20 protein-coding genes and 1 pseudogene are annotated in these 24213 nt (G+C 72.1%); 14 read left to right on the plus strand and 7 right to left on the minus strand.

Annotated elements, in window-relative coordinates:
- Positions 1-91 precede the first annotated feature (91 nt).
- Together ACIOWN_RS26905 and ACIOWN_RS26910 are read right to left on the minus strand one after the other, a co-directional pair.
- On the minus strand, positions 92-1891 hold the full coding sequence (locus ACIOWN_RS26905; RefSeq protein ID WP_401983551.1) for a glycoside hydrolase family 35 protein: 1800 nt from the start codon (positions 1889-1891) through the stop codon (positions 92-94).
- 141 nt (positions 1892-2032) lie between these two features.
- Positions 2033-3295, minus strand: a complete 1263-nt coding sequence (locus ACIOWN_RS26910) for a DUF418 domain-containing protein (protein ID WP_401983552.1) — start codon at positions 3293-3295, stop codon at positions 2033-2035.
- Positions 3296-3490: 195 nt separating this feature from the next.
- Here ACIOWN_RS26910 and ACIOWN_RS26915 point away from each other — a divergent pair, with 195 nt between their 5' ends.
- Positions 3491-4159 carry a response regulator transcription factor gene (locus ACIOWN_RS26915; protein ID WP_362349141.1) on the plus strand — a complete coding sequence of 223 codons (669 nt, stop codon included), beginning with the start codon at positions 3491-3493 and terminating at the stop codon, positions 4157-4159.
- On the plus strand, positions 4159-5271 hold the full coding sequence (locus ACIOWN_RS26920; RefSeq protein WP_362349079.1) for a histidine kinase: 1113 nt from the start codon (positions 4159-4161) through the stop codon (positions 5269-5271). Before ACIOWN_RS26915 ends, ACIOWN_RS26920 begins: the two co-directional genes overlap by 1 nt.
- Before the next feature lie 88 nt (positions 5272-5359).
- On the opposite strand, the gene ACIOWN_RS26925 is transcribed toward ACIOWN_RS26920, so the two are convergent.
- The 4 genes from ACIOWN_RS26925 to ACIOWN_RS26940 form a co-directional block, all read right to left on the minus strand.
- Positions 5360-5989 (minus strand): hypothetical protein, encoded by a 630-nt coding sequence (locus ACIOWN_RS26925; RefSeq protein ID WP_362349080.1) that lies wholly within the window; start codon positions 5987-5989, stop codon positions 5360-5362.
- 80 nt (positions 5990-6069) lie between these two features.
- The gene (locus ACIOWN_RS26930) at positions 6070-7344 is read right to left on the minus strand and encodes a GNAT family N-acetyltransferase (RefSeq protein WP_362349081.1); all 1275 of its coding nucleotides are present in this window, start codon (positions 7342-7344) and stop codon (positions 6070-6072) included.
- 115 nt (positions 7345-7459) lie between these two features.
- Positions 7460-8200, minus strand: coding sequence for a class F sortase (locus tag ACIOWN_RS26935; protein WP_401983553.1), 741 nt, complete (start codon positions 8198-8200; stop codon positions 7460-7462).
- A gap of 141 nt (positions 8201-8341) precedes the next feature.
- Positions 8342-9382 carry a hypothetical protein gene (locus ACIOWN_RS26940; protein WP_401983554.1) on the minus strand — a complete coding sequence of 347 codons (1041 nt, stop codon included), beginning with the start codon at positions 9380-9382 and terminating at the stop codon, positions 8342-8344.
- Positions 9383-10133: 751 nt separating this feature from the next.
- Between ACIOWN_RS26940 and ACIOWN_RS26945 the strand changes: the two genes are divergently transcribed.
- The 12 genes and pseudogenes from ACIOWN_RS26945 to ACIOWN_RS27000 all read left to right on the plus strand — a co-directional run bounded on the left by ACIOWN_RS26945 (position 10134) and on the right by ACIOWN_RS27000 (position 23487).
- Positions 10134-11360: an FAD-dependent oxidoreductase gene (locus tag ACIOWN_RS26945; protein WP_401983556.1), complete on the plus strand. Its 1227-nt coding sequence runs from the start codon at positions 10134-10136 to the stop codon at positions 11358-11360.
- A gap of 388 nt (positions 11361-11748) precedes the next feature.
- Positions 11749-13227 (plus strand): glutamate-cysteine ligase family protein, encoded by a 1479-nt coding sequence (locus tag ACIOWN_RS26950; protein WP_362349087.1) that lies wholly within the window; start codon positions 11749-11751, stop codon positions 13225-13227.
- Positions 13224-13466: a hypothetical protein gene (locus ACIOWN_RS26955; protein ID WP_401983558.1), complete on the plus strand. Its 243-nt coding sequence runs from the start codon at positions 13224-13226 to the stop codon at positions 13464-13466. The genes ACIOWN_RS26950 and ACIOWN_RS26955 overlap by 4 nt, the downstream gene beginning before the upstream one ends.
- Before the next feature lie 143 nt (positions 13467-13609).
- Positions 13610-14641: a hydroxyacid dehydrogenase gene (locus ACIOWN_RS26960; RefSeq protein ID WP_401983559.1), complete on the plus strand. Its 1032-nt coding sequence runs from the start codon at positions 13610-13612 to the stop codon at positions 14639-14641.
- Positions 14638-16533 (plus strand): annotated as a pseudogene (locus ACIOWN_RS26965) (DUF2264 domain-containing protein). The gene ACIOWN_RS26960 and the pseudogene ACIOWN_RS26965 overlap by 4 nt, the downstream one beginning before the upstream one ends.
- 473 nt (positions 16534-17006) lie before the next feature.
- The gene (locus ACIOWN_RS26970; RefSeq protein ID WP_362349091.1) at positions 17007-18209 is read left to right on the plus strand and encodes an ATP-binding protein; all 1203 of its coding nucleotides are present in this window, start codon (positions 17007-17009) and stop codon (positions 18207-18209) included.
- Complete coding sequence (locus tag ACIOWN_RS26975) at positions 18206-19051, plus strand: roadblock/LC7 domain-containing protein (protein WP_362349092.1); 846 nt, start codon at positions 18206-18208, stop codon at positions 19049-19051. Before ACIOWN_RS26970 ends, ACIOWN_RS26975 begins: the two co-directional genes overlap by 4 nt.
- Positions 19048-19425: a DUF742 domain-containing protein gene (locus ACIOWN_RS26980; RefSeq protein ID WP_100572490.1), complete on the plus strand. Its 378-nt coding sequence runs from the start codon at positions 19048-19050 to the stop codon at positions 19423-19425. Before ACIOWN_RS26975 ends, ACIOWN_RS26980 begins: the two co-directional genes overlap by 4 nt.
- 3 nt (positions 19426-19428) lie before the next feature.
- Positions 19429-19989, plus strand: coding sequence for an ATP/GTP-binding protein (locus ACIOWN_RS26985; RefSeq protein ID WP_100572491.1), 561 nt, complete (start codon positions 19429-19431; stop codon positions 19987-19989).
- Between the two features lie 11 nt (positions 19990-20000).
- Positions 20001-21365 carry a cytochrome P450 gene (locus ACIOWN_RS26990; protein ID WP_362349093.1) on the plus strand — a complete coding sequence of 455 codons (1365 nt, stop codon included), beginning with the start codon at positions 20001-20003 and terminating at the stop codon, positions 21363-21365.
- Between the two features lie 89 nt (positions 21366-21454).
- On the plus strand, positions 21455-22702 hold the full coding sequence (locus tag ACIOWN_RS26995; RefSeq protein WP_401983562.1) for a cytochrome P450: 1248 nt from the start codon (positions 21455-21457) through the stop codon (positions 22700-22702).
- A gap of 5 nt (positions 22703-22707) precedes the next feature.
- Positions 22708-23487: an enoyl-CoA hydratase/isomerase family protein gene (locus tag ACIOWN_RS27000; protein WP_401983563.1), complete on the plus strand. Its 780-nt coding sequence runs from the start codon at positions 22708-22710 to the stop codon at positions 23485-23487.
- Positions 23488-23656: 169 nt separating this feature from the next.
- On the opposite strand, the gene ACIOWN_RS27005 is transcribed toward ACIOWN_RS27000, so the two are convergent.
- Positions 23657-24070: a hypothetical protein gene (locus ACIOWN_RS27005; RefSeq protein WP_362349098.1), complete on the minus strand. Its 414-nt coding sequence runs from the start codon at positions 24068-24070 to the stop codon at positions 23657-23659.
- Positions 24071-24213 lie beyond the last annotated feature (143 nt).

Genomic DNA, 24213 nt, shown 5'->3' on the forward strand with positions numbered 1-24213 from the left:
CCCGGCAGCGGCCCGGACGGAGCCGTGGGACGGCGTCGTGTCGGTGCCGTGCGGGCCGCGCGCCTTCGTGGCCGGGGCGCCGGGGGTGCCGCTACGCGGTGAGGGTCTCGATGTACTCCTCGGGCTCCCCCAGCTCAGGCGCGTCGCGCAGTTCGATGTGCTCGCCCAGGCGTTCCAGTTCCAGCACGGTGACGGTGTTCTCGCCCGGCACCAGGAGCGGCGCCGGGAGGTAGAGCGTCACCTGGGGGCCGATCTCCCAGTACCGGCCGAGCAGGAAGCCGTTGATCCAGACGAACCCCTTGGCGAAGCCGGGGAGGGCCAGGAAGGTGTCCGCCCGTTCGTCCACCGTGAACCGTGCCGTGGCGAACCCGGCCGGGCCCCGCGGGTCGCCGGCGGCCGCGGCGCGGGCGACTTCCGCCGCCGACCACTCGTCCAGCGGCAGCGGGTGCGTCGTCCAGCCGTGGACCATCCGGCGTCCCACCCGGACATGGCCGAGGATGCCCTTGCCCTGTCCGAGGAGCGGTCCGTAGTTGATCCGCCCCTGGTTCTCGACGAGGAGTTCCAGCCGCACCCGCCGGCCCGTGCCGTGGAGGGTGAGCGTGCCGGTCTCCCGGTCGAGGATCCCGGCCGGGACGCCGTCGACGAAGATCTGGGCACGGTCGTGCAGTCCGCTGACGGTCAGGTCGATGGCGCCTTCGGGGAGTTTCGGCTGCGCGCGGTGGAGCACCAGGCCGGAGGCCTGTCCCAGCTCCTCGAAGGTCAGCGGATGGGCTGAGTCCACCGGCCGGGACACGGCTTCAAGACCGCCCAGCAGTCCGGCGCCCCGGACGACCGGGACGACGCGGGGTGCCAGCAGCACGGGGTCGGCGGGCGGTGGCAGCTCCGGGCGGCCGGTCAGGGCGTTGAGCCGGTCGCGCAGGGCGTGGAACTTCGCGGTGAACCCGCCGTGTTCGGCGATCGGCGCGTCCGAGTCGTAGCTGGTCACGGTCGGCTGGACGGACTCGCCGTCGTGGTTGGAGCCCGCCCAGAGCCCGAAGTTGGTGCCGCCGTGCGCCATGTAGAGGCTGACCGAGCCACCGGCGTCGAGGATGTCGCCCAGCGTCCCCGCCGCGCTCCGAGGTGAGCGGACGTGGTGCCGCTCCCCCCAGTGGTCGAACCAGCCGTTCCAGAACTCCGCGCAGAGGAACGGCTCGCCGCGGCGGCGCCCCCGCAGCAGGGCGGCGGCCTCGGCCGCCTGGGAGCCGAACGTCGCGGCCGCGAGCTCCTCGGGCAGGGTGCCGCCGTCGAGCATCAGCTCGGTCGGGCCGTCGGCCGTGAAGAGCAGTTCGGTGATGCCGCGCTCCACCAGGGCGTCGCGGAGCCGACGCAGATACACGTGGTCGTCGCCGTAGCTGCCGTACTCGTTCTCGACCTGCACCGCGACGACGGGCCCTCCCCGCGCGGCCTGAAGGGCGGCGAGGCGTGGGATCAACCGGTCGAACCAGCCCGCCACGGCGTCCAGGAAGGGGCCGTGGGAGGAACGCGGACGCATCCCCGGCGTGCCCGTCAGCCAGGCGGGCAGCCCGCCGTTGTCCCATTCGGCGCAGATGTACGGGCCGGGCCGCACGATCGCGTCCAGGCCGGCCTCCTGCGCGAGGCGCAGGAACCGTTCGACGTCGCGCCACCCGTCGAAGCCCGCCCGGCCCCGGTGCCGCTCGTGGAAGTTCCACGGCACATAGGTGTCGACCGTGTTCAGACCCAGGGCGGCCAGTCGTGCCAGCCGGTCCGCCCACTGTTCGGGGTGGACCCGGAAGTAGTGCAACGACCCGGCGAGCACGCGGTGCGGACGGCCGTACCGCAGGAGTTCTCCGTCCGGGTGGGACAGGGCGGGCGCCGGGTGTTCCTCTCTCATGACGCGGTGGCGCGCGTCGTCGGCTTCTTCACGGCCGCTCCTTCGAGGTGGCGTGCGGAGAACGGAACTCCGGCTCCGAGGATGTTAGCGATGCGTCAGCGACGAGGCGGCGCGATTGCGGCAGTCCGGCGGCGCCCGGCGCTACGGGACGCGCCGCGCCGGGCTGGTGGCCAGGTGGAGCAGGGACTCCAGGGGGCCGCGCCGGAACAGCCGGGTCCATACGGCGGCCAGTAGCACGGCGGCGGCGATGAAGGCGAGGAGCACGGGAAGGCCGGACATGCCGTCGTCGTCGATCGCGGCCACGTGGCAGACGTCCGAGAGGAACCACAGGGCGACGATGTGCAGGACGTACACGGTCAGCGCGATCATGCCGACCGCGGCGACGGGTCCGGCCGCGCGCGCGAGCCGCGGCAGCCGGTCGGCGACGGTCAGGCACACGGCCATCACCACCAGGGCCACGCCCGTGTTGCCGAGGATGGAGAACGTCGTCTCGCTGTGCGGCGCGGCCACCAGCAGCCAGGCGGGCGGGACATGGTCCCCGGTGTCGCCGACCCGGTCGGACCACCACGCCGAGTTCGCCGAGCTGCCGTCCGTGGCGGCCGAGACGGCCGTCAGGGCGCGCGGGACCAGGCGCAGGGCCAGCCAGGAGCCGCCGTAGCCGAGCAGGGCGAGAGCGCCCCCGGCTGCGGCCAGCCGGGACCGGACACCTGGCCCGCCGAGGTCGAGCCGGGCCACCGCCATGCCCGCGACCAGGAACGGGATCCAGGCGAGGACCGGATACCCGCCGGTGAACAGCAGTCCGATGACGCCGTCCGTGCCGGTGATCCGGGCCAGCGGGTCCCGGGCGACGACCGCGTCCGCCCACTGCCCGTCCTCGATCGACTTCCGCACCACGAAGAGGATCTGGGGCAGGACCAGCGCACCCGCCGCGGCGATGAGCGCGAGGACCCCTGCCCGTAGCCGGTACAGCGGCAGGACGGCCAGGAAGAGCAGTCCGTAGAAGCTGAGGATCACGTCGACTCCGGTGCCCAGCGCGGTCAGGGCGTAGCCGAGCACCACGAGCACGACGGCACGGATCACGACCCTGACCATGGCCTGGCGGCCGGCCCGCCCGGTCCGGGGGCGCGGCCGCCCGGTCAGGATGATCAGCGAGAAGCCGGCGAGCACCGCGAAGAGCGCGGAGGAGCGGCCCCGTGCCGTCTCCAGCACGAACCCCACAGGGCCGCCCACGGTCACGTCGGGTCCGACGTGCGCCGAGTACATGCCGAAGACCGCGAGTCCCCGGGCGAGGTCGATGCCGATCAGCCGTCCCGTCGACGGCGGCCCGGCGCGGGTGGCGGCGGGCTCGGCGCCCGGCCCGGACGGCGTCTGTGACGGCACGGCCGACGATGTGTTCTGCGTCATGTCCCCAGACTGTGCCAAATACTCGTCGCAACCCATATGCCACCTTTCCGGACGCACCCCCGCCGGTAGACCGTAGCCGCCCGGCCGACCGGCCGTCACCGTCCCGCCGGCGGACGGGAGCACGCACGGTCCGCAAGCAAGTGGACGCACTCCGTGATACAGATCGACCGACGGGCTGCGACGAGCGGAGCGCACGTGATCCGGGTGGTGGTGGTCGACGACGAGGCCCTGGTCCGCGGGGGCTTCACGCACATCCTCAACGCGGCGGACGGCATCGAGGTCGTGGCGGCCGTGCACGGGGGGGAGGCGCTACGGGCGGTGCGCGAGTCGCACCCCGATGTCGTACTGCTGGACATCCGGATGCCGGACGTGGACGGGCTCATCGTCCTGGCCGACCTGCGGCGTCTGCCGGACCCTCCGGTGGTCGCCATGCTCACCACGTTCGACACGGACGAGTACGTGGCGACCGCGCTGCGCTCGGGAGCCGCCGGTTTCCTGCTCAAGGACACCGACCCCGAGCACCTGCCGTCCCTGGTGCGTGCCCTGGCCCAGGGCGGCACGGTGCTGTCCTCCACGGTCACCCGGACGGTGGTGGACGGCTACCTCAACAACGGTGTGCGCGAGCCGTCCGCCGTCCGGCTCACGGCCCGGCTGACCGAACGGGAGCGCGCCGTCCTCGTCCTCATGGCCGAAGGGCTGGCCAACACCGACATCGGCGCCCGGCTGCACCTGAGCACCGGCACCGTGAAGGGCCATGTCAGCGCCGTACTCGGCAAGCTCGGGGTCGGCAGCCGCGTCGAGGCGGCGCTGATCGCCGAACGTGCGGGTCTGCTCCCGCCGTCGCGCGACGGCCGTACCGGATGATGAGTTCCCGACGGCCGCAGCCCGCTCTGCTGGACGCCGCCCTGGTCCTGGCGTCGCTGGCCGACGCCGCGGTCCACGTCCGCGTCGAGCCGCGGGTGGCCACGTCCTGCGCGCTGCTCGCCGCCCTGGCCCTGGCGCTGCGCCGCCGGCTGCCCCTGACGACGTTCGTGCTGACGCTCCCGGCCACCCTGGTCAGCGAGGCGGTCATCGCCCCGATGGCCGCGCTGTACACGCTCTCCTCGCTCAGCCGCCACCGTCCGCTCCTGGCCGGCTGCGCCCTGGTCCACGCGGCCACGGACTTCCTGCCCTGGCCGTGGTCGTCCCTGAAGGCCGCCGAACTCACCCGCACCGGCAGCCTCTTCCACCTCAGCTACACGCTGGCCACCGCCGCCGCGCCCGTCTTCCTGGGCCAGTTGGTGCAGGCCCGGCGCGATCTGTCGCTGCGGCTCGCCGAGATCTCCGAGGCCCGCGAGTACGAACGGCTGCTGACCGCCCAGAGCGTCCTGGCGAAGGAACGCGCGCAGCTCGCACGGGAGATGCACGACGTCGTGTCCCACCAGGTCAGCCTGATCGCCGTCCAGGCCGGGGCGCTCCAGGTGGCCGGCCCCGACCCGGGGACGCGCAAGGCCGCGGCGACCATCAGGCGGCTCAGTGTGGAGACGCTCGACGAGCTGCGGCACATGGTCAGCGTGCTGCGCGCCTCCGGCAGCCGCCCCACCGAACTCACCCCCCAGCCGTCCCTCGCCGACCTGCGGCGGCTGGTGGACGGCAGCGGCATCGAGGCGGAACTGAAGACGGACCTGCCCGAGGACCTCCCTCCCCCGGTCCAGCGCGCCGTCTACCGCACCGTGCAGGAGGCGCTGACCAACATCCGCAAACACGCGCCCGGCGCCAGGGCGACCGTCCGCGTCCAGCACAGCGGCGGCACCCTGCGCGCCACGGTCACCAACACCGCCCCCACCCGGCCGGCACTTCCGCTGCCCAGCGCCCGGCACGGCCTGGCCGGCCTGCGCCAGCGCGCCGAACTCCTCGGCGGGACGGTCACGTCCGGCCCCACGTCCGACGGGGGCTACGAGCTCCTCCTGGAGCTACCGGCCGGCGACCCGTCATGACCACCCGCGGCCCGCGGGCACGTGCGGTGCTCCGGGCCGCACCGGTCGGCGCCGCACCGGCGCGCGGTACCCCCCGGTGCGGCGGCCGTCAGGATCTCCAGCGCACATAGGACTTGAACACCGGGCCGGGCAGCAGGGCTGCGAGCCGGTCCTGGTTGCGGCGGGACAGGCCGGCGAACGCGCAGCCGACCCCCGGGGCGGCCAGCAGCGCGATGAGGACGGCGACCAGCGCCGCGTCGAGCGCGCTCTCCCTCTGGTAGCCGCCGAGGGTCAGGGCGCGGACCCGGATCCGCCCTCCTGCCCTGCCTTCCGCCCAGTGCAGAGCCGCGGCCGTGTCGATGAGGCTTCCGTCCTCGGCGACGAACAGCCCGGAGCACGTCGTGCCCTTGCCTCCCTTGCCGCTTCCCGCCGGATGGCACTCGCGGGCCGTGAACACACCCGGGGTGCCCGCCCATCCCACCGCTGAGGCGGCCACCGTACCCAGCAGCACGATGCCGGCCAGGAACACGGCGGACCCGCACCACCACAGGAGCCGCCGGAGCAGCGGGGCGGCCGCGGTCGCGCCGGCTCGATCGGCCGGTTTCCGCGGGGCCTGCTGCCGATGGTCACCGGTGTGACCCCAGGAGCCGGGCGCGCCAGAGGCGCTCGCGGCACCGGTCGCGGCACCGCTGCGCCGCGCGCACCGGCGCAGCGCCGCCCTCTTGTACGACCTCGCCACACCCGCCTCCCGCCCGGCCGCGCCGTCCGTGGCGGCGCGCCGGCTTCGTCGTCCACGTCGGCCCGGCATCGTCGCCCGTCTCAGAGGCGACTGAACTTCTCGATGTCCTCCGTGAACTCCTCGATCGCCTGTGCGGTGAGCGTGGGCCGGGTGTCGGCGATGGCGTCGAGGTAGTCCTCGGTGGTGGCCGGACGGCCCTGCCGCTGCGCGACCTCCCGCTCGAAGGCGGCCTGCGCGCCCTTGCGGGCGGCGAACACGATGTCCGCCGGAGTGAACAGCTCGCTGGCGGCGACCAGTTGAGCCACGTCCACCGGGTCGGCGGCCCGGAGGTAGCGGTCCCAGATCGCCGAGCGGGCCGTCGCGTCGGGGGGTCCGATCGGGATGACGTAGTCGAACCGGCCCGGTCGCAGGAACGCCGGGTCGAGGGAGCGCACCGAGTTCGTGGCGCAGACCAGCAGCCGGGAGTCGTGCTCGCGGAAGCCCGGGATGAGCTTCAGCAGTTCGTTGGTGACACCGTGTCCCGGGTCCACCGCCACTCCGGACCGCACTCCGGCGATCTCCTCGACCTCGTCGATGAAGAGCAGCACCGAGTCCAGTTCCGCCAGGTCGGCGAAGACCCCCCGCAACGCCGCCGCCAGACCCTCGCTCGTGTCGGCGGCGAGCCGGGAGGGGAAGATCTCCACGAACGGCCAGGCGAGCCGCGAGGCCACCGCCTTGGCGAAGCTGGTCTTCCCGGTGCCGGGCGGGCCGAAGAGGATGACACCCTTCGGCGGGGCGACGCCGTAGCGGTCGGCGAGCGCCGGCTCCGCCAGCGGGAGCACGACCCGTCGTTCCACGACCTGCTTCTCCCGTTCCATGCCGGCCATGGCGTCCCAGAGCCCCTCGGGGAGCATGCGGCCGCCCAGCTCCGCGAGGGCGCCGGCGTCGGAGGGTCCCTGCGGTTCGAGTTTCTCGTAGAAGACCAGGTCGTCCCGGAACCGGTAGCCGCAGTGCTCCAGGGCCGAGGTCCCGGCGGCGCCGGGGGGCAGCAGGGCGCTGATACGACGTACGCCCAGCGCCCTCAGGCGCCGTTCCAGTTCGGTGAGGAGGGCGCTGCCGATGCCGCGCCGGCGCCACCGGGCGGCGAGCGCCACCAGGAGGACCCACCCGCGCTGCCCGCTCGCCCGGGCCGCGGCCATGCCGACCAGTTCGTCACCCACGACGGCGACCACGGCGTTCTGTCCGGCCCGGGCCTCGGCCATCACCTCCGAGACCGGGAAGACCGGTTCCTCGTCGGCCTGCCGGCTCTCCTCCCAGATCAGGATCGCCTGGTCAAGATCGTCGTCGTGATAGTCGCGCAGGTGCCATGCGGGCATCGCAACCACCTCACCGCTCCCGGCAGTCCATTGTCTCCGCCGGCACGCCGGGCGGCGAGCCGGGCGGGCCGGGGTGGGTGCGCGCCGCGCACTGGTACGCACCCTTCCCGGTTCCTCAGCCGGTGGAGCTCGTGTCGAGGTGGGCGAAGACGACCACGTTCTCCTCGTAGTCCTTGCTGATGCGGTTGAAGTTTCCTCCGCACGTGATCAGTCGCAGCTGGGGAGTCGTCGTGTCCGCGTAGACCTTGTCGTCGGGGAAGTCCGCCTTGCTGAAGGAGTCGAGGGAGTCGACCTTGAAGCGGGCGACGGTCCCGTCCGCGCGCGTGATGTTCACAGCGGCTCCGGGCTCGAGAGAGTCCAGCTCGGCGAAGACCGCGGGACCAGTCATGGTGTCCAGGTGACCCACGACGACCGACGCTCCGCGCTCACCGGGCGACGGTCCGCCCTGGAACCATCCGACCATGTTGGTGTCGTCGGCCGGCGGTGGGTTCAGCTGTCCCGAGGCGTTGAGGGTCAGATTGGTGAAGGGCGCGTCCACCCCGATGTCCGGGATCGAGAGCCGTGTCGGTTGCGAGCGGGGCAGTGATGATTTGTCGTCGGCTTCCGCACCGGCGCTGGAGGGGGAGCTGCTGCCGGCGTCGGCGCTCGGTTCGGCCGACGCGGGTGCCCGGGGAGCGACGGCCGCCGGGCGGTGGGTGTGCTTGGGGTGCGCCACGGGCGCGGCGACCAGGGAGTTGTGGATGAGCGCGATGCCCAGCCCGACCGCTGCCGCGGGCCACAGCAGGCGAAGCCGGTAACGACGCGTGGCGGGCTTGGTCCCGCTCTGCTCCGTCTGGGGCGGCTGCTGAGAAGCCATGGACGGTGCCTTTCGTCATTCAAGGGGTGGTACTGGCCGCGGGCGACGGTTGGGGTCGGCCGCCGCTGCCGCGGCCTGCGCTGCCCTCCTGGGGAGGTGACGCAGACCGCGGCAGCCCAGCGACAGGCAAGAGCAGCCCGATCAGGCCGCGGAAGGGTCCGACGCCTGACGGCGGCGGAGCATGTAAGCACCGGCGCCCAGGCCGCCGAGCAGCAGCGCGGCCCCGAGGCCGAGAGTGGCGTTGGAGGACTCGGCCAGGCCGCCGCCTCCGGCGTGCACGCCACCGTGCGGCCCGTGCTCACGACCCTCACGACCCTCACGACCCTCACGACCCTCACGGCCCTCACCGTGCTCACGGCCTTCACGGTGCTCACGACCCTCACCGTGCTCACGGCCTTCACGGTGCTCACGGCCCTCGCCCCTGCCGCCCTTCTCACGACCGCCACGCTCGCCCTCTTCACGGCCGCCGCGGTCGTTGTCGGCGTTCATCATGGCCAGGGCACCGCCACCGGCGTGCACGCCACCGTGCGGCCCGTGCTCACGACCCTCACGACCCTCGCCGTGCTCACGGCCCTCACGGTGCTCACGGCCCTCACCGCGCTCACGACCCTCACGGTGCTCACGGCCCTCACGGTGCTCGCCCTTCTCACGGCCACCGCGACCCTCGTCACGGTCGCCGCGCTCGCCCTCTTCACGGCCGCCGCGGTCGTTGTCGGCGTTCATCATGGCCAGGGCACCGCCACCGGCGTGCACGCCACCGTGCGGCCGGTGCTCACGGTGCTCACGGTGCTCGCGGTGCTCGCGGTGCTCACGGCCCTCACCGCGGCCTTCACCGCGGCCTTCACCGCGGCCCTCACCGCGGCCCTCGCCGCGGCCCTCACCTCGGCCTTCGCCGCCCTTGCCGCGGCCCTCGCCGCCCTTGTCACGGCCTTCGCCGCCCTTGTCACGGCCACCGCCGTTGTCGCGGCCGCCGCCGTTGTCGCCGCCGCCACCGTTGTCACGGCCACCGCGGCCTTCGCCGTCGTCGCCGTTGTCCCCGCCGGGGGCGCCGCCGTCGGCCTTGACGGCCTGATGCTGCGCGGAGGGGAGCGCGGACTCGGTCAGCGCGCCCGCGGCAGGGGCGGAGAGCGTCACGGCCGCGGCCAGAGCCGCGGAGGTGAACAGAGTACGGGTGATACGCATGGGTGGTTCCTTCCGTCACGACTGCGAGAGCCGGCCCAACGCCCACTCAATCGGGAATCGCAGCGGCGACGTGATCACCTTCAGCGGAATCCTGACGCCCCACCACCTGAGAGTCGCATTCGGACTACTGACACCCCCTCCATACGTCCGCGCGAGGGACCGGACGCGGCCTCGGACACGGCGCTCCCCGTCTCGATCAGGAGGGGCCGAATCCCCTTGTCCTGGCCGGTTTCCGGTGTTCCGAGGGGTCGCCGGGCCGCCCGCGCGCCGGGCGAACTCGTGCGGGGGTCAGCGGCCCACGACCGCCATCCGTATGGCCCGCAGCCGAACGGTGACCGCCCGCCGCCGGCCCCGAACTGCCATCCGCCTTTGGTAAACCCGCGTTCTGAATACGCAAAGAGGACACAAAGTGTGATGGAACCACACAAAGACCCGCGGTCGGTGCACCGCCCCCGCGCGAGTCGCGCATTCGGAGCGCCGGCGGCGACGGCACCGGCACCCGGACGCCGTGCGGCGCGTGCCGAAGCATCCCGGAAGTCGTGGGCATCCCTGCGCAGTTGAGTTTCCGGCGTGGTCAACTTCCCCGATGAGCTTGCGGATTGAGTGGAGACCACGGCCGGTTGCGCGCTTCGAGGGCCGCACTTCCGGAGTCCGGCCGGCCCGGGCCGCACAAAGGCGGTGCACCCACCGCGCGAGGAGTATAATATTCATCAGTCGGTGAATTACTGCTCTCCTGAGAGGCGGGGCCGTGATGGAGCGGACCACGTGTTGTGTGGTGGGAGGCGGACCCGCGGGCATGGTGTTCGCGCTGCTGCTGGCCCGGTCGGGCGTCGCCGTGACCGTGCTGGAGCAGCACGGCGACTTCCTGCGGGACTTCCGCGGCGACACCGTGCACCCCTCGACCTTGGCGCTGTTGGACGAGCTGGGTCTGGCCGAGCGCTTCGCGCGGCTGCCCCAGCGCCGGGTGCGCACCGTCCAACTGCCCGCCGGCCCCGGCCGGTCGATGGTGACGGTCGCGGACCTCACGGTGCTTCCCGGCCCGTACAACTACGTCGCGATGGTGCCCCAGTGGGACCTGCTCGACCTCCTCGTGGACGAGGCCCGGAGCGAGCCGTCGTTCGACCTGCGGATGAACACCGAGGCGACCTCCTTCCTGATCGAACGCGGGCGGGTCACCGGGGTGCGCTACCGCACCTCCGACGGCAGCACCGGTGAACTGCGCGCGGTCCTCACGGTCGCCTGCGACGGCCGCGGATCGCTGGCCCGCTCGCGACCGAAACTGGGGCTGCGCCGTTTCGAGTGCCCGATGGACGCCTGGTGGTTCCGGCTGCCGCGGCACGAGGGCGACCCGAGCGGCCTGGTCGGCGGCGCGGGCGACCGCTTCCTGACCGCGATGATCGATCGCGGATCGTACTGGCAGTGCGCCGCTCTCATCCCCAAGGGCACCGACGCGGACCGCCGCGCCGCCGGGATCGACCGCTTCCTGACCGACTTCGCCGCCGCCGTGCCCTGGGCGGCGGACCGCACGCACACCCTGCGCTCCTGGGACGAGGTCAAGTTCCTGGACGTGCGACTGGACCGGCTGCGCCGCTGGCACCGTCCGGGGCTGCTGTGCATCGGCGACGCCGCGCACGCGATGTCCCCGGTCTTCGGCATCGGCATCAACCTCGCCGTGCAGGACGCCGTCGCCGCCGCCCGGCACCTGGTCGAGCCGCTGCGCCGGGGGTCCGTGGGGCTGCGCGACGTACGCGCCGTGCAGCGCCGCCGCCGTCCGACCACCGTCGTGACGCAGGCGCTGCAACGGGCCGCCCACGCCAGGTTCATCGCACCCGTCCTCCGGGGACGGCAGCCTCTCGGCACCGCCGGCCTGCTCACCGGATCCCGGCTGGTCCGGCGCCTGCCGGCGTATTTCCTCGCCTACGGCGCGCTGCGCGAGCGCCCACCGAAGAGCGCGCTCCGCGGCCCCGGGCGGCCGTGAGGCCGCGGGTCCGGCGACCGTCCCGCCTCGGGGCCGACGGCCATCGGGCCTCGGGGCCCGGCGCTCGCGGGGCCGACGGGTGCGGCGGCCGCAGGACCCGAGGGTTCGGCGCGCGTGCCGGTCGCCACCTCCGCGCGGCGTGGAACGGATCCACGCCGGACCAAAGGGCCCGCCGGGGCAGGGGCCGCCGCCCGGACACGAGAACCGACCGGACACGAGAACCGGCCGGGCGCCGGGGCCGGCCGGACACCGTGGCCGCCCGGAGCGGCCCTGGTGGGCCCGCTCCGGGCGCGCGGGGCGGACCCTCGCGTCCCCGCCTGGTCAGGGTCGCACGGTGGTGCGACCCTGGGGTGGTGAGGTGTCCGAGGAGGGGGTTCCGGGAGGGCCGATGGGACGTGACGTCCCGGCGCTGGTCTTCACCCGCGAGGACCGCCGCCGGTACCGGATCAAGATGCAGAAGTGCCTCGACGCGTTCGCGCAGATGCTGCGCGAGTCCCGGTTCGAGTCCGAGCGGCCCCAGGTGGGGCTGGAGATCGAGCTGAACCTGGGCGACGACGGGGCCGAACCCGCGATGCGCAACAGCGACGTGCTGGAGGCCATCGCCGACCCCGCATGGTCGACCGAGCTGGGCCGGTTCAACCTGGAGATCAACATCCCGCCGCGGCGGCTGACCGAGGGCGGTCCCGACGCCTGGGAGTCCGAGATCCGCGCCGCGCTGAACCACGCGGAGGACCGCGCCGGTTCCGTCGGCGCGCATCTGATCATGGTCGGCATCCTGCCCACTCTGCGGCAGGAGGACGTGGGCGAGGCGGCCCTGTCGGAGAATCCCCGCTACCGGCTGCTCAACGACCAGGTCTTCGCGGCCCGGGGCGAGGATCTGCACATCGAGGTGGACGGCGTGGACCGGCTGCGGACCTACGCGGACACGATCACTCCCGAGGCCGCGTGCACCAGTACCCAGTTCCATCTCCAGGTCTCCCCCGACGAGTTCGCCGGCTACTGGAACGCGGCGCAGGCGATCGCCGGCGTCCAGGTCGCGCTGGCGGCCAACTCGCCGTTCCTGTTCGGCAAGGAACTGTGGCACGAGACCCGTATCCCGCTGTTCGAGCAGGCCACCGACACCCGCCCGGAGGAGATCAAGGTGCAGGGGGTACGGCCGCGCGTCTGGTTCGGCGAGCGGTGGATCAACAGCGTCTTCGACCTCTTCGAGGAGAACCTGCGCTACTTCCCGGCGCTGCTGCCGCTGTGCGACGAGCAGGACCCCGTGGAGACCCTGGACCGGGGCGACGTCCCGGAGTTGGGCGAACTCACCCTGCACAACGGCACGATCTACCGCTGGAACCGCCCCGTCTACGCCATCTCCCACGACAAGCCGCACGTGCGGGTGGAGAACCGGGTGCTGCCCGCCGGTCCGACCGTCGCCGACACGCTCGCCAACGGCGCCTTCTACTACGGGCTCACTCGTGCCCTGGTGGAGGAGGACCGCCCGGTGTGGTCGCGGATGTCCTTCTCGGCCGCCGAGGAGAACCTTCACACCGCGGCGCGGCACGGCATGGAGGCCCGGCTGTACTGGCCCGGCATGGGCGAGGTGCCGGTGCCCGAACTCGTGCTGCGGCGGCTGCTCCCGCTGGCCCACCGGGGATTGGAGCAGTCCGGCATGGACGACGCCTGGCGCGAGCCGCTGCTCGGCATCATCGAGCAGCGGTGCGTCACCGGACGCAACGGCGCGATCTGGCAGAAGGAGATGTTCCACCACATCGACGCCACCACCCACTGCGGCCGGCACGAGGCCCTGCGGCGCATGACGCAGCAGTACGTCGACTACATGCATCTCAACGCCCCTGGACACACATGGCCGGTCGAATGACGGGACCGCCCGGACCCCAGGGCCTGTTCCGAGTTCCCCGCCTGCGCGCGGACGACGGGGAACTCGGAACAGGCCCTAGTCGCGCCGACGGGTTCGGGCGGATGGCGCCCGGTGTCCTGTGCGCGGGCCGGATGGTGTCCGCCGCGACGCACGCGTCCCTGTGGTACCGGGCCGGATCCCACGTCCCGGTCGTCACGCCGGCCGAGGAGCGCCTGTATCCGGGGAGCCTCGTCCGGTAGACGTGGAACGGCTCCGCCCGCTTCCCGTCCGCATCCTACCCGGTGGTGATCATGGGCTTTCCACTCGCCGTGTCCGCGCCCGTCCTCGGCCTCTCGTGGCACAAGTGCCCCTGGCGCGAGGCCCCGACGGCGGGAGCCGCCGGATGACCGGCGACGGACCGGGGCCCGGCTTCCGGCCTCGGGCCGCGCCGGCGATGTCGCCGGACGCCGCCGCGGCGGTCCTCGACGCCGCGGCGCTCGACGCGCTCCGCGCGATCTGCGACCTCGCGCCGCTGCCCGTGCTCGACGACCTCACCACGGCGCGGGCCCGTTCGGTGCTCGCCGACGTGGACCTGCTGGTCACCGGCTGGGGCTGCCCGCCCCTGGACGCGGCCGCGCTGGCCGCGGCGCCCCGGCTGCGGGCCGTCGTGCACACGGCGGGCAGCGTGCGCGGCCACGTCACCGAGGCCTGCTGGGAGCGGGGCATGGAGGTGTCCTCCTCAGCGGCCGCCAACGCCGTCCCGGTGGCCGAGTACACGCTCGGCATGATCCTGCTCACCGGCAAGCACGTACGGGAACGCGCCCGCGAGTACCGTGACCGCCGCACCCGCGGGAACCGGCTGCGCACCCCGGTCCGCGTCGGCAACTACGGCCGCACCGTCGGCATCGTGTCGGCCTCGCTCGTCGGCCGCCGGGTCATCGAGCTGCTGCGCCCGCACGACTTCGAGGTGCTGCTGTACGACCCGTACGTCGACGCGGACCAGGCAGCCGGACTCGGCGTGGAGGCGGTGGGGTTGGCGGAGCTGTTCGCCCGCTGCGACACCGTCAGCGTGCACACCCCGCTGCTGCCCGAGACCCGCGGTCTGATCGGCCGGACCCTGCTCGGCTCCATGCCGGACGGCGCCGTACTGATCAACACCGCGCGCGGCGCCGTCGTCGACCAGGCGGCGCTCACCGAGGCCGTCCTCGCCGGCCGCATCCGCGCCGTCCTCGATGTCACCGAGCCCGAAGTCCTGCCCGGCGACCACCCGTTGTGGGCCTGCGAGCACGCGCTCCTGACCCCGCACCTCGCCGGATCCGAGGGCAACGAGGGGCGGCGCCTGGCCGAACTGGCCCTCGCCGAGACCGCCCGCTGGGCCTCGGGCGCCGGCTTCCGCCATCCCGTACGACGCGAAGGGCTGGCCTTCCTCGCATGAGCATTCCTCTCGAACTCCCCGCCGAGGACCGCGCGTCGAGCCCGTACACCGGCTACACCCGGGCCCACTGGGAAGCGGTGGCGGACGGCCTGACGACGACGGCGTGGCGGTGGAGCACCCCCGGCGACGCCCTGCTCGACCTGCCGGGGCGGCCCTCCCGTTCGGGAACGCGGTCCGACGGCCTTGAGGGGTAGGCCCGAACCTTTCTCGCCACCGCCTTCCGCGTGGCCGGTGCCGGCGGGGACGACCCGCACGGCCTGCTGGAGCGCTACGCGCGCGGCCTCGCCTCGGGCACCCTTGCGCCCGGCCGCGACGACACGGAGTCCTGGCCGGTGATCCTCGGCCACCATGTGCGGGGCCAGCCGATGGTCGAGTCGGCGTCGGTCGCGCTCGGCCTGCGGCTGACCACGCCCTGGCTGTGGAAGCACCTCGACGACGGCGTACGGGACCGGGCCGAGGCCTGGCTGCGCGGGGCGCTGCGGCACACGCCCGCGCCGAACAACTGGTACCTGTTCCCGTTCACCGTCGCCGGGTTCCTCGAGTCGGTGGGGCGCGGCGACGCGGAGACCGCCCGGGCCCGGGAGCGCGCGCTGGAGCTGCTGGAGGCCTGGTACGCGGGCGACGGCTGGTACTCCGACGGCGACGGCCGCGCCTTCGACCACTACAACGGCTGGGCGCTGCACCTGTATCCGGTGCTCGACGCCCACCTCGGCGGCGACCACGCGCTCCTCGCCCGCTACGGCGACCGGCTGCGCGCGCATCTGGAGAGCTTCTCCCTGATGTTCGGCGGGGACGGCGCTCCGGTGCACTACGGGCGCTCGCTCACGTACCGGTTCGCCGCTTCGGCGGCGGTCGGGCTCGGCGCCGTGACCGGTCACACGCCGCTGGCTCCGGGCACCTCGCGCCGGCTCGTGAGCGGCAGCCTGCGGTACTTCCTGGACCGGGGCGCGCTGACCGATGACGGTCTGCTGAGCCTGGGCTGGCACGGTCCGCACGCGGCCACGCTGCAGGCCTATTCGGGGCCGGCCTCACCGTACTGGGCGTCGAAGGCGTTCGTGTCGCTCCTCGCACCGGCCTCCCATCCGCTGTGGACGGCGGTGGAGTCACCCGCACCGGTGGAGGAGGCCGACCGTGTGCTCGCCCTGCCGGCCGCCGGGCTGCTGGTGCAGGCGACCCGCGCCGACGGGATCGTACGGCTGCACAACCACGGCAGCGACCACGTCCGTCCGCACGTGGGCGAGGCGGAGGCCGGCGACGACCCGCACTACGCGCGTCAGGCGTACTCGACCCGGACCGGTCCCACGGCGCCCGGGAACGTCGCGGACAACCACCTGTCGGTGGAGGTGGACGGCCGGCCCAGCACCCGTCGCCGGATCCATCCGCTGGGTGCCGGCCACGGTGACGGCTGGGGCTGGGCGGCATCCTGGCACCGGCCCGTCTTCGTCACCGGGCCCCCGATGGTGCCGGGCCTGCGGGTGGAGAGCGTCACGGTGGCGTACGGACGTCATGAGCTCCGGGTGCACCGGGTGATCGGCGCCCCGGACAACGCCCGCGTCACGCACACGGGTTGGGCCACCGGGCCGGAGCAGGACGTGGTCTCGGCGCTGTTCGGGCTGCACGGCTGGGACCCCTCCCCCGGCACGGTCCGCGCTCCCCGGGGCACCGCCTGGACCCGGTGGGCCGAGGTGCCGCGCCTCACGGGACCGGCCAAGGGCACCTGTGTGCACGTCGCGCTCGCCGCGCTGACCGCCGAGCCCGGTCCCGTGCCCCTGACGGAGGCGGTGTCCCGGTGCGTGGCCGACGAGAGGGGCGTCGAAGTGATCTGGGCCGACGGTGCCCGCACCCGGGTCGCCTTCGATCCGCCGGCCGTGTCGCACGAGGGGAACCGTTGAGCATCCGGAAGTCGTCCCCCCGTAATGACCCCGTGGGCGTGCGCGGCGCCGTCTGTGAAAAAAGCGGTGCGGGGTTGTGAGCGTGTGGTGCGCCGCCCGCGCGACGATCCGTCAGATCACAGTGCGGCATGAGGACTTGGCCGCATAAATGGCAAATATCGCGCAATCCGCCTCATGTAGCGAACTCATAACGGTTAACGGGCGGCCCGCGGGAAGCAAGACCCGCGCATATCAGGGCGCGGCCAAGTGGCCAACGGCGCCGGGCACTTGCCCTCCCGGACCTGCAGAGGGTGCCCTAAGTGAGTGATAGCATCCCCGCGTCCGTGACCTTGGTCCACTCGGCTCGGGCACTGCATTGAGGTCGGCCTGTTCTCAACGCAACAGCCGTAGGGTCGTTCCGAGCGGTTGTGCTGCGGACTTCCACGAGGCGCCACCCACCCACGGCTGCAGGCTAAACGCCAGGAAAGGTTTCCATGAATCGAGACGCACTTGTTTGGTGCCTGGTTGCCGCGGTGGTGCTCGCCGTCGCCGCGGTCCTGGTGCTCTATCGTCGAAATAATGCCATCACGACGAAAAAGAGCCAGGCCGAGGCCGCCTACACGCAGAAGCTGAGCGAGGCCGAGGGGCAACTTGCCACGGTGTGGCAGGAATTGCAGCGTCACAAGGCGGAGCACGACCAGACCATCCGCGAGGCCGAAGAAGGAGCCGAGGAGAGCACCAAGGCCGTCCTCAAGGGCTCCGCGCGTTTTCTCCAGAGCCTTGCGGCCGAGCAGTTGACACTTCTTGAGGACATTCAGCGGAAGTACGGCGGTCACGCCGTGCTCGGAGATCTGCTGGAGGTGAACCACGCCAACGCGCAAATGGCGCGGAAGGCTCAGGGCATTGCGGTGATGTGCGGTGCTCCGCTGGGTCGCCGCAGTAAGCCGGCGAGCGTTTATGACGTGGTGCGCAGCGCGCAGGGACAAATTCGCAACTTCCGCCGTGTCGAAATCATGCAGCAGAGCGGTTTCGCGCTGAAGGCGTCCGCGGTCTCGCCGGTCGCTCTCGCCGTCGCGGAACTCCTCGACAACGCGGCCAGCTTCTCCCAGCAGGGTTCGCCGATCGAGGTGACCTTCCAGCGGGTGCAGAAGAACCTGTGCATCGTCATCGACGACGCCGGTGTCGGCATGAACGACGAGGACCGGCAGAAGGCGTCCACCCTGCTGTCCGGCGAGTTCCGCCCCCGGCTGTCCCACCTGGGCAACCAGCCGAAGTTCGGTTTCCCCGTCATCGGCCTGCTCGCCCAGCAGTACGGGTTCCGGGTGGACGTCACCGGCATCTCCCGCTACGGCGGCGTCCGCGCGGTGGTCCTGCTGCCCGAGGAGCTGTGGACCGAGGAGGAGATCGCGCCCGCCGAGGTCTCCCAGGTCAGCCCGATCCGCAGTGCGACGGGCCGGTCCGAGGCCGGGACGCGCACCGCTCACGGTCTGCCCAAGCGCGGGGCGCGCCAGGTGCCCATAGCCAGTGTTCCCGACACCGCTCCCGACCGTGTTCCCGCCGACGACGACTCGGCACGGCCCGTCGCTCCGCCGGACGACGCCGGCCGCTCCGGCCGAAGCCTGGGGGCCTTCCAGCGCGGCACACTCTCGGGCCGGAACCTCTCCGCGGCTCCGATCGAAGGGTCCGATAACGCATGACCAACGACCTGTCGTGGATGCTCGAGGACATCGTGAGCAACGTGCCGAAGGCGCGGCACGCTGTTCTGCTGTCCGCAGACGGTCTTCCCCGCGGCGCTACCGACGGGATGTCGGAGAAGGACGTGCGCACCATATCCGCCGCCATGGCGGGGATGCAGGCACTGAGCCGGGCGACCTCCCACTTCGCCGGTCCGGGCGAGGACAGGCAGTGGAACCAGACGATCATCGAGTTCTCCCACGGCTGGATCTTCCTGATCGGGGCGGGGCAGGGTGCCTACCTCGCCGCGGCCGCGGCGCCCGACGTCGACATGCAGCAGATCTCCTTCCGCATGCACCGGCTCGTCGCCAGGCTCGGCAACAACCTCACCTCGCCTCCCCGGGTCAACGCGGAGGCCGCGGCGGAGCGTTCCGGCCGTGCCGGGAGCCAGATGGGCGACAGGCGGGGAACCGGCGTTCCGATCGCCGACCTGGACGAGGCGGTCGACCAGGTGCGGGGTGCCCGTCACGCGGTGCTGCTGGGCGCCGACGGCCTGCCCCGCGGTGCCACCACGGGCATGAGCCAGGACCTGGCGGACACGATCTCGGCGGCCATGACCGGCATCCATGCCTACAGCCGCGCCACCTCGCAGTTCGCCGGCGTGCACGAGCACGCCCGCTGGCGGCAGACGGTGATCGAGTTCCAGCACGGCTGGATCTTCCTGATCTCGGCCGGTCAGGGCGCCTTCCTGGCCGCGGCGGCCGACCACGACGCCGACATCGAGGAGTTCACGACCCGGCTGCACCAGGTGGTGCCCCGGCTGAGCGAGCATCTGTCACCACAAGGGGCGGTGAGCAGCAAGTGAGCGATGAGCCCGATCTCGAGCTGACCTCGGCCTTAGTGCCTCTGTTCGTGGTCACGAACGGGCGTTCCCTGCCCCCGGACCACGCCTACGAGCGCACCACCCTGGTGTCCGCGGAAGACGGCGTCTCCGCCGCCGGCCGCATGCTTTCCCCGGAGGCGGGCCAGGTTCTGGAGATGGTCACGGACGGTTTTCTGTCCGTCGCGGAAGTGGCCGCTCATACTCACCTGCCGTTGGGGATCGTCCGGATTCTTCTGGCGGAGCTGGAAGACGGCGGCCTCATCATCACGAGGAAGCCCGTCCCCCGCGCCGAACGTGTCGATCGGGAAATCCTCAGCGCGGTACTCGATGGCCTCAAAGCCCGATTCGGAGCGTGATACGTGTACCTGGATTCAGCCGTCTCCACCGCGGTCAAGATCCTTGTGGTGGGCCACTTCGGAGTCGGGAAGACCACGTGCATCGGAAGTATCTCCGAGATCGAGCCTTTGCGGACCGAAGAGGAGATCACCGAAGCGAGTGTGGGATTTGACGACCTGTCGGGAACTCCGGACAAGACGACCACGACGGTCGCCATGGACTTCGGCCGACTGACCATCAGCGACGAGGTGGTGCTCTACCTCTTCGGAACGCCCGGTCAGGAACGCTTCAAGGAGATGTGGGAAGAACTGTCCCGGGGTGCCCTCGGCGCCCTGGTGCTGGTCGACCCCGAGCGGCTCTCCGAGTCCTTCCCGGTCCTCGACCTGGTCGAACGCTTCGGCCTGACCTACGCCATCGGTGTCAACCACTTCGAAGGCACCACCGACTACCCGCTCACGGAGGTGCGCGAGGCCCTGAACCTGTCCGCGGAGACCCCCGTCGTCGCCTGTGACGTACGGGACCAGAACTCGGCGGCGCAGGCCCTCATCACTCTCGTGCACCACCTTCTGTCCCTCATCTCTTAGGAGCACCGCCCATGCAGCAGCGTCCCGGCATACAGGGGCCGCCGCCCGGCTGCCCCGCCCACGCCAACGTCCCGTTCTACGGGCCTCAGTTCGGCTCCGATCCCGACAGCCACTACGAGTACCTGCGCACCCTCGGCCCGAGCGCGCCGGTCGACGTCGCCCCGGACGTCCAGGTCGAGCTGGTCACCAGCTACGACGCCGCGCTGTACATCCTGCAGAACCCCGCCTCGTTCGTCCGGGACTCCCGGCGCTGGAACGCGCTTAACCAGGGGCGTGTCCCCGAGGACAGCCCGGCGCTGCCGATGATGGGGTACCGGCCCAACGCGCTGTTCAGTGACGGCGCGGCGCACGCCCGGCTGCGCCAGGCGGTCACGGACTCCCTGGCCAGCGTCAACGAGCTTCAACTGGTGCGCCAGACCCAGCAGTCGGCCGACTACCTGATCAGCCGGTTCAGCACCGACCGCCTCGGACAGGCCGAGTTGATGGCCGACTACGCCCAGCCGCTGCCGCTGCTGGTCTTCAGCGACCTGTTCGGCTGCCCGCCGGAGATCGGTGACCGTGTCATCGTCGGCATCAGCGGCATCTTCGACGGCACCCCCAACGCCGACCAGGTGCTGGGCGAGGCGCTCTCCGAGCTGATCGCCCTCAAGCGGCGCCGGCCGGGACAGGACCTGACCACGCGTCTGATGGAGCACGGCGCGGGGCTGACCGACGAGGAGGTGCTGCACCAGCTGGTGACCCTGCTGTCCGGTGGCACCGCTCCCCTGGCGGCGGCCATCGGCACGAGCAGCGCGCTGATCCTCGACGAGGAGTGGCAGGCCGGGCTGCCGATCGAGGACGCCGTCACCCGGGTCCTGTGGAACTACGCGCCGATCGCCAACTACGCGGCCCACTACCCGACGCACGACGTGGAGCTGGGCGGCAGGACGCTCAGGGCGAACGACCCGGTCCTCATCTCGTTCGCGGCGGCCAACACCGATCCCCGGCTGGCCGAACACCGTGAGCAGCTCAGCGCGAAGGCGCATCTGGCCTTCGGGGCCGGTCCGCACGCCTGCCCGGCCAAGGACCCGGCGTTCATGATCGCGGTCACGGCCGTCGAGTCCCTCCTCAACCGGCTGCCGGACGTCGAAGTTCGCGTACCGTTCAAGGACTTGAGCTGGGTTCCGGCCCCGTGGAGCCGTTCGCTGGTCGCCCTCCCGGTCCGGTTCACGCCCCGGGTCGTGGCGCCGACGCCCGCACAGGCGCAGACGCCGCAGACGGCCGCTCCCGCGACGCCGATGGCCACCGCCGCAGCGCCGCGGCCTGCGGCGACGTCCGCGGCCAAGCCCAAGGCGGGGATGTTCAGCCGCTTCCTGGCATGGACCCGAGGGGAGTGACGAAGGCAACCCCCGCGCGCATAGTCATTTCGTATGTTCAAGCCACCGCTGGGGTATGCATGGCGGCTGATGCCTAGAAAGGAGCCGTCGTGGAGACAGCGGTAACTCCGCCCCCCGACAGACGTTTTGCGGTCTCTCTCTTCTCTCGTCTTCGGACAGCGAAGGGCCAGGCCAACCCCTTTCCGATCTACGCGGAGCTTCGGTCGAGGGGCGGAGTCGTCGCAGCGCCATGGGGAGGTCATCTCGTCACGCGCTTCGACCTGTGCGATCAGGTCCTGCGCAGCCGGGACTGGTTGGAACCGGACGCCCGCTGGCGAGAACAGCAGGGCGACGGCACCCGTTGGACTGCCCCCTCCTCCCGTGAGATGAGCAGGACGCTGCCCGCCCTCAATCCCCCCGAACACACCTGGGTGCGCCGGTCGGCCGGCATGTTCGACCGCACCTCCATGGAGGAGATACGCGGCACGGTCGGCCGCATCACGGGCCGGCTCATGGACACCCTCGCCGTCCGGCTGCGCGACGGTGAGGCCGATTTCAACGCCCTGGTCAGCGAAGAGCTGCCGGTCGCCACGATCGGGCACTGGCTGGGCCTGCCGAGCGCCGACTTCCCCCGGCTGCGCGAGCTGACCCACGACCAGGTCTTCACGCAGGAGTTGCTGCCCTCGGCCAGTCAGCTGGCGCTGTCCGACGCGGCCACGGCCGAACTGCGTGCCTACTTCCTCGACCTGGTGCGCGAGCGGCGCGCCCACCCGGGCGACGACCCCGTATCGCGCTGGATCAAGCTCTGGGACGCCATGGAGAGCGACCAGGACAGGGCGGACGAGTCCGTCTACTTCCTGGCACTCTTCGTGCTGCTGGCGGCCCTGGAGACGACGTCCACCCTGTTGTCGACCATGACCCTGCTGGTCCTCGAGCACCCCAGGCAGTGGGACCGGCTGACCATCCACCCCGACCTCGTGCCGGCCGCCGTGGAGGAGTCGTTGCGCTACGACCCGCCCACCCATGTGATAAGCCGTGTCTCCTCCAGGGACACCGAGCTGGGCGGTGTCGAGGTGCGCAAGGACGAGATGGTCCACCTCATGGTGGGCGCCGCCAACCGCGACCCCGCCAAGCACGAGGACGCCGAACTGTTCAACATGCACCGCAAACCGGCGCACCTGGCCTTCAGCGGCGGCATTCACTACTGCCTCGGCGCGCCCCTGGCCCGGATGGAGGCCCAGACCCTCCTGCACCACGTGGTCAGGCGCTTCCCGCGGCTCACGCTGGTGCGCCGGCCGACGTGGGCGCCGCGCGTGGCGTTCCGGCGCCCGCTGAACCTGGATGTCGCTCTCATATGATTGAAATGACGAATACCTTCGACAACTTCCCCTACAAGGCGATACGGGTCGAGCAGGACGGGCCGGTCCTCCGGGTCGCGCTCAACCCGTCGGCGCAGGACAGCTCGCTGACGGTCGCCGCTCTCGACGACCTCGTCTCGCTGCTCAACAGCCTTCATGACCGGCCCGACATCCGGGTGCTGCTGCTGTCGGCGGTGGGCGACGACTTCTGTCTCGGCGCCGATCGCGACGAGTTCCAGGCGGCACTGGCGGAGGACCCGACCGGCGGCGCCATGCGGCGCATCGTGGACAAGGCCTACCGGGTGTGCGACGCCCTGGAGAACTCGCACGCGGTGACCATCGCCAGGCTCCACGGCAAGGTCGTGGGCGCCGGACTGGCGCTGGCCTCCTTCTGCGACCTGCGCGCCGGGGCGGACACCTGCCGGTTCCGTATGCCGGAGATCGGCCTCGGGCTGCCGCCCGCCTGGGGAGGTGCCATGGGCCGCCTGGTCGCCGAGGGCGGGTCCGCCAGGATCCGCGAACTCATGCTCACCTGTGAGCCGTTCGACGCCGGCACCGCCCATCGGCTCGGTCTGCTGCACAAGGTCGCGCCGGTGGAGGAGCTGGACGCGGTCGTCGACGCCTGGGTCAGGCCCCTCGTGCGGCGCGCGCCGGAGGCCCTGACCCTCACCAAGCGCATGCTCGCCGGCTACGCGCGGGCGGACCGCACCGCCGACGTCGCGCTGCTCGACGCACATCTCCTCACCGCACAGCTCAGCCAGGGCCGGGCCGTGGCCCGGCGCTGAACCCTTTCCGCCGGTACGCGCCCGACTCCCCCCTGGTGTCGGGCGCGTACGGCGTTCGTGGCGTCCGTGAGCGGCCCGGCCGGTACGGCACGGGGACGCATCCGCCGCTCCCCTGCGGTGGCGGATGCGTCCTCGGCGTCCGAGCGGCACGACGTGCCCCCGGAGCCGGTCAGGCGGCGCCGGCCTCGGCCTCGGGGGCCGGGCGGGTCAGGACGAGGGCGATGACGACGACGCTGAGGATCGTGAACACGGCGACCAGGGCGACCACCGCGGCCGGGACGCCGCTGACGAAGAACGCCGGCAGGGCCGAGACCACCGACACGATCCGGGAGCCCGCAACGACGCGGGAGCCCGTCCGGTTCAGCGTGCGCCAGGTGTAGACGACCGCGAGCACCGTGATCACGCCCAGCACGCCGTCGGCGATGCCGACGGCCATCGGCGGGCCCTGGGTGTCCGCGTCGGGCTCCGGGAGCGTGACGAAGTTGGTCATGTCGAGCAGGCCCAGCAGGCCCGCGAGCACGAGGCCCACCTTGTTCTTGCGGGTGAGGCCGGGAACGGTTCCGGAAGGGCTGTTCGGGCTCATCTGGGCTCCTGTCTCAGGGAGTCGGGGGCCGCCGGTGCGGCGACCCGGTGCGGCGAGCATGCGGCAGCGGAGTTCCGGCGCGCATCGGTGGTTCGTCCCCGGCCGCAGGGAGGTTTTCCCGTACGTCCTGGGAGAAGAGCCTC

The sequence above is a fragment of the Streptomyces sp. NPDC087787 genome, from assembly GCF_044743035.1.
Taxonomy (GTDB): Bacteria; Actinomycetota; Actinomycetes; order Streptomycetales; family Streptomycetaceae; genus Streptomyces.

Excerpts from the sequence above, each read along its gene's own strand:
- ACIOWN_RS26920 (WP_362349079.1), top strand. The coding sequence starts at position 4,159 with ATGAGTTCCCGACGGCCGCAGCCCGCTCTGCTGGACGCCGCCCTGGTC.
- ACIOWN_RS26940 (WP_401983554.1), bottom strand. The coding sequence starts at position 9,382 with ATGCGTATCACCCGTACTCTGTTCACCTCCGCGGCTCTGGCCGCGGCC.
- ACIOWN_RS26930 (WP_362349081.1), bottom strand. The coding sequence starts at position 7,344 with ATGCCCGCATGGCACCTGCGCGACTATCACGACGACGATCTTGACCAG.
- ACIOWN_RS26970 (WP_362349091.1), top strand. The coding sequence starts at position 17,007 with ATGAATCGAGACGCACTTGTTTGGTGCCTGGTTGCCGCGGTGGTGCTC.
- ACIOWN_RS26955 (WP_401983558.1), top strand. The coding sequence starts at position 13,224 with ATGACGGGACCGCCCGGACCCCAGGGCCTGTTCCGAGTTCCCCGCCTG.
- ACIOWN_RS26935 (WP_401983553.1), bottom strand. The coding sequence starts at position 8,200 with ATGGCTTCTCAGCAGCCGCCCCAGACGGAGCAGAGCGGGACCAAGCCC.
- ACIOWN_RS26910 (WP_401983552.1), bottom strand. The coding sequence starts at position 3,295 with ATGACGCAGAACACATCGTCGGCCGTGCCGTCACAGACGCCGTCCGGG.
- ACIOWN_RS26975 (WP_362349092.1), top strand. The coding sequence starts at position 18,206 with ATGACCAACGACCTGTCGTGGATGCTCGAGGACATCGTGAGCAACGTG.
- ACIOWN_RS26905 (WP_401983551.1), bottom strand. The coding sequence starts at position 1,891 with ATGAGAGAGGAACACCCGGCGCCCGCCCTGTCCCACCCGGACGGAGAA.
- ACIOWN_RS27005 (WP_362349098.1), bottom strand. The coding sequence starts at position 24,070 with ATGAGCCCGAACAGCCCTTCCGGAACCGTTCCCGGCCTCACCCGCAAG.
- ACIOWN_RS26990 (WP_362349093.1), top strand. The coding sequence starts at position 20,001 with ATGCAGCAGCGTCCCGGCATACAGGGGCCGCCGCCCGGCTGCCCCGCC.
- ACIOWN_RS27000 (WP_401983563.1), top strand. The coding sequence starts at position 22,708 with ATGACGAATACCTTCGACAACTTCCCCTACAAGGCGATACGGGTCGAG.
- ACIOWN_RS26945 (WP_401983556.1), top strand. The coding sequence starts at position 10,134 with ATGGAGCGGACCACGTGTTGTGTGGTGGGAGGCGGACCCGCGGGCATG.
- ACIOWN_RS26950 (WP_362349087.1), top strand. The coding sequence starts at position 11,749 with ATGGGACGTGACGTCCCGGCGCTGGTCTTCACCCGCGAGGACCGCCGC.
- ACIOWN_RS26960 (WP_401983559.1), top strand. The coding sequence starts at position 13,610 with ATGACCGGCGACGGACCGGGGCCCGGCTTCCGGCCTCGGGCCGCGCCG.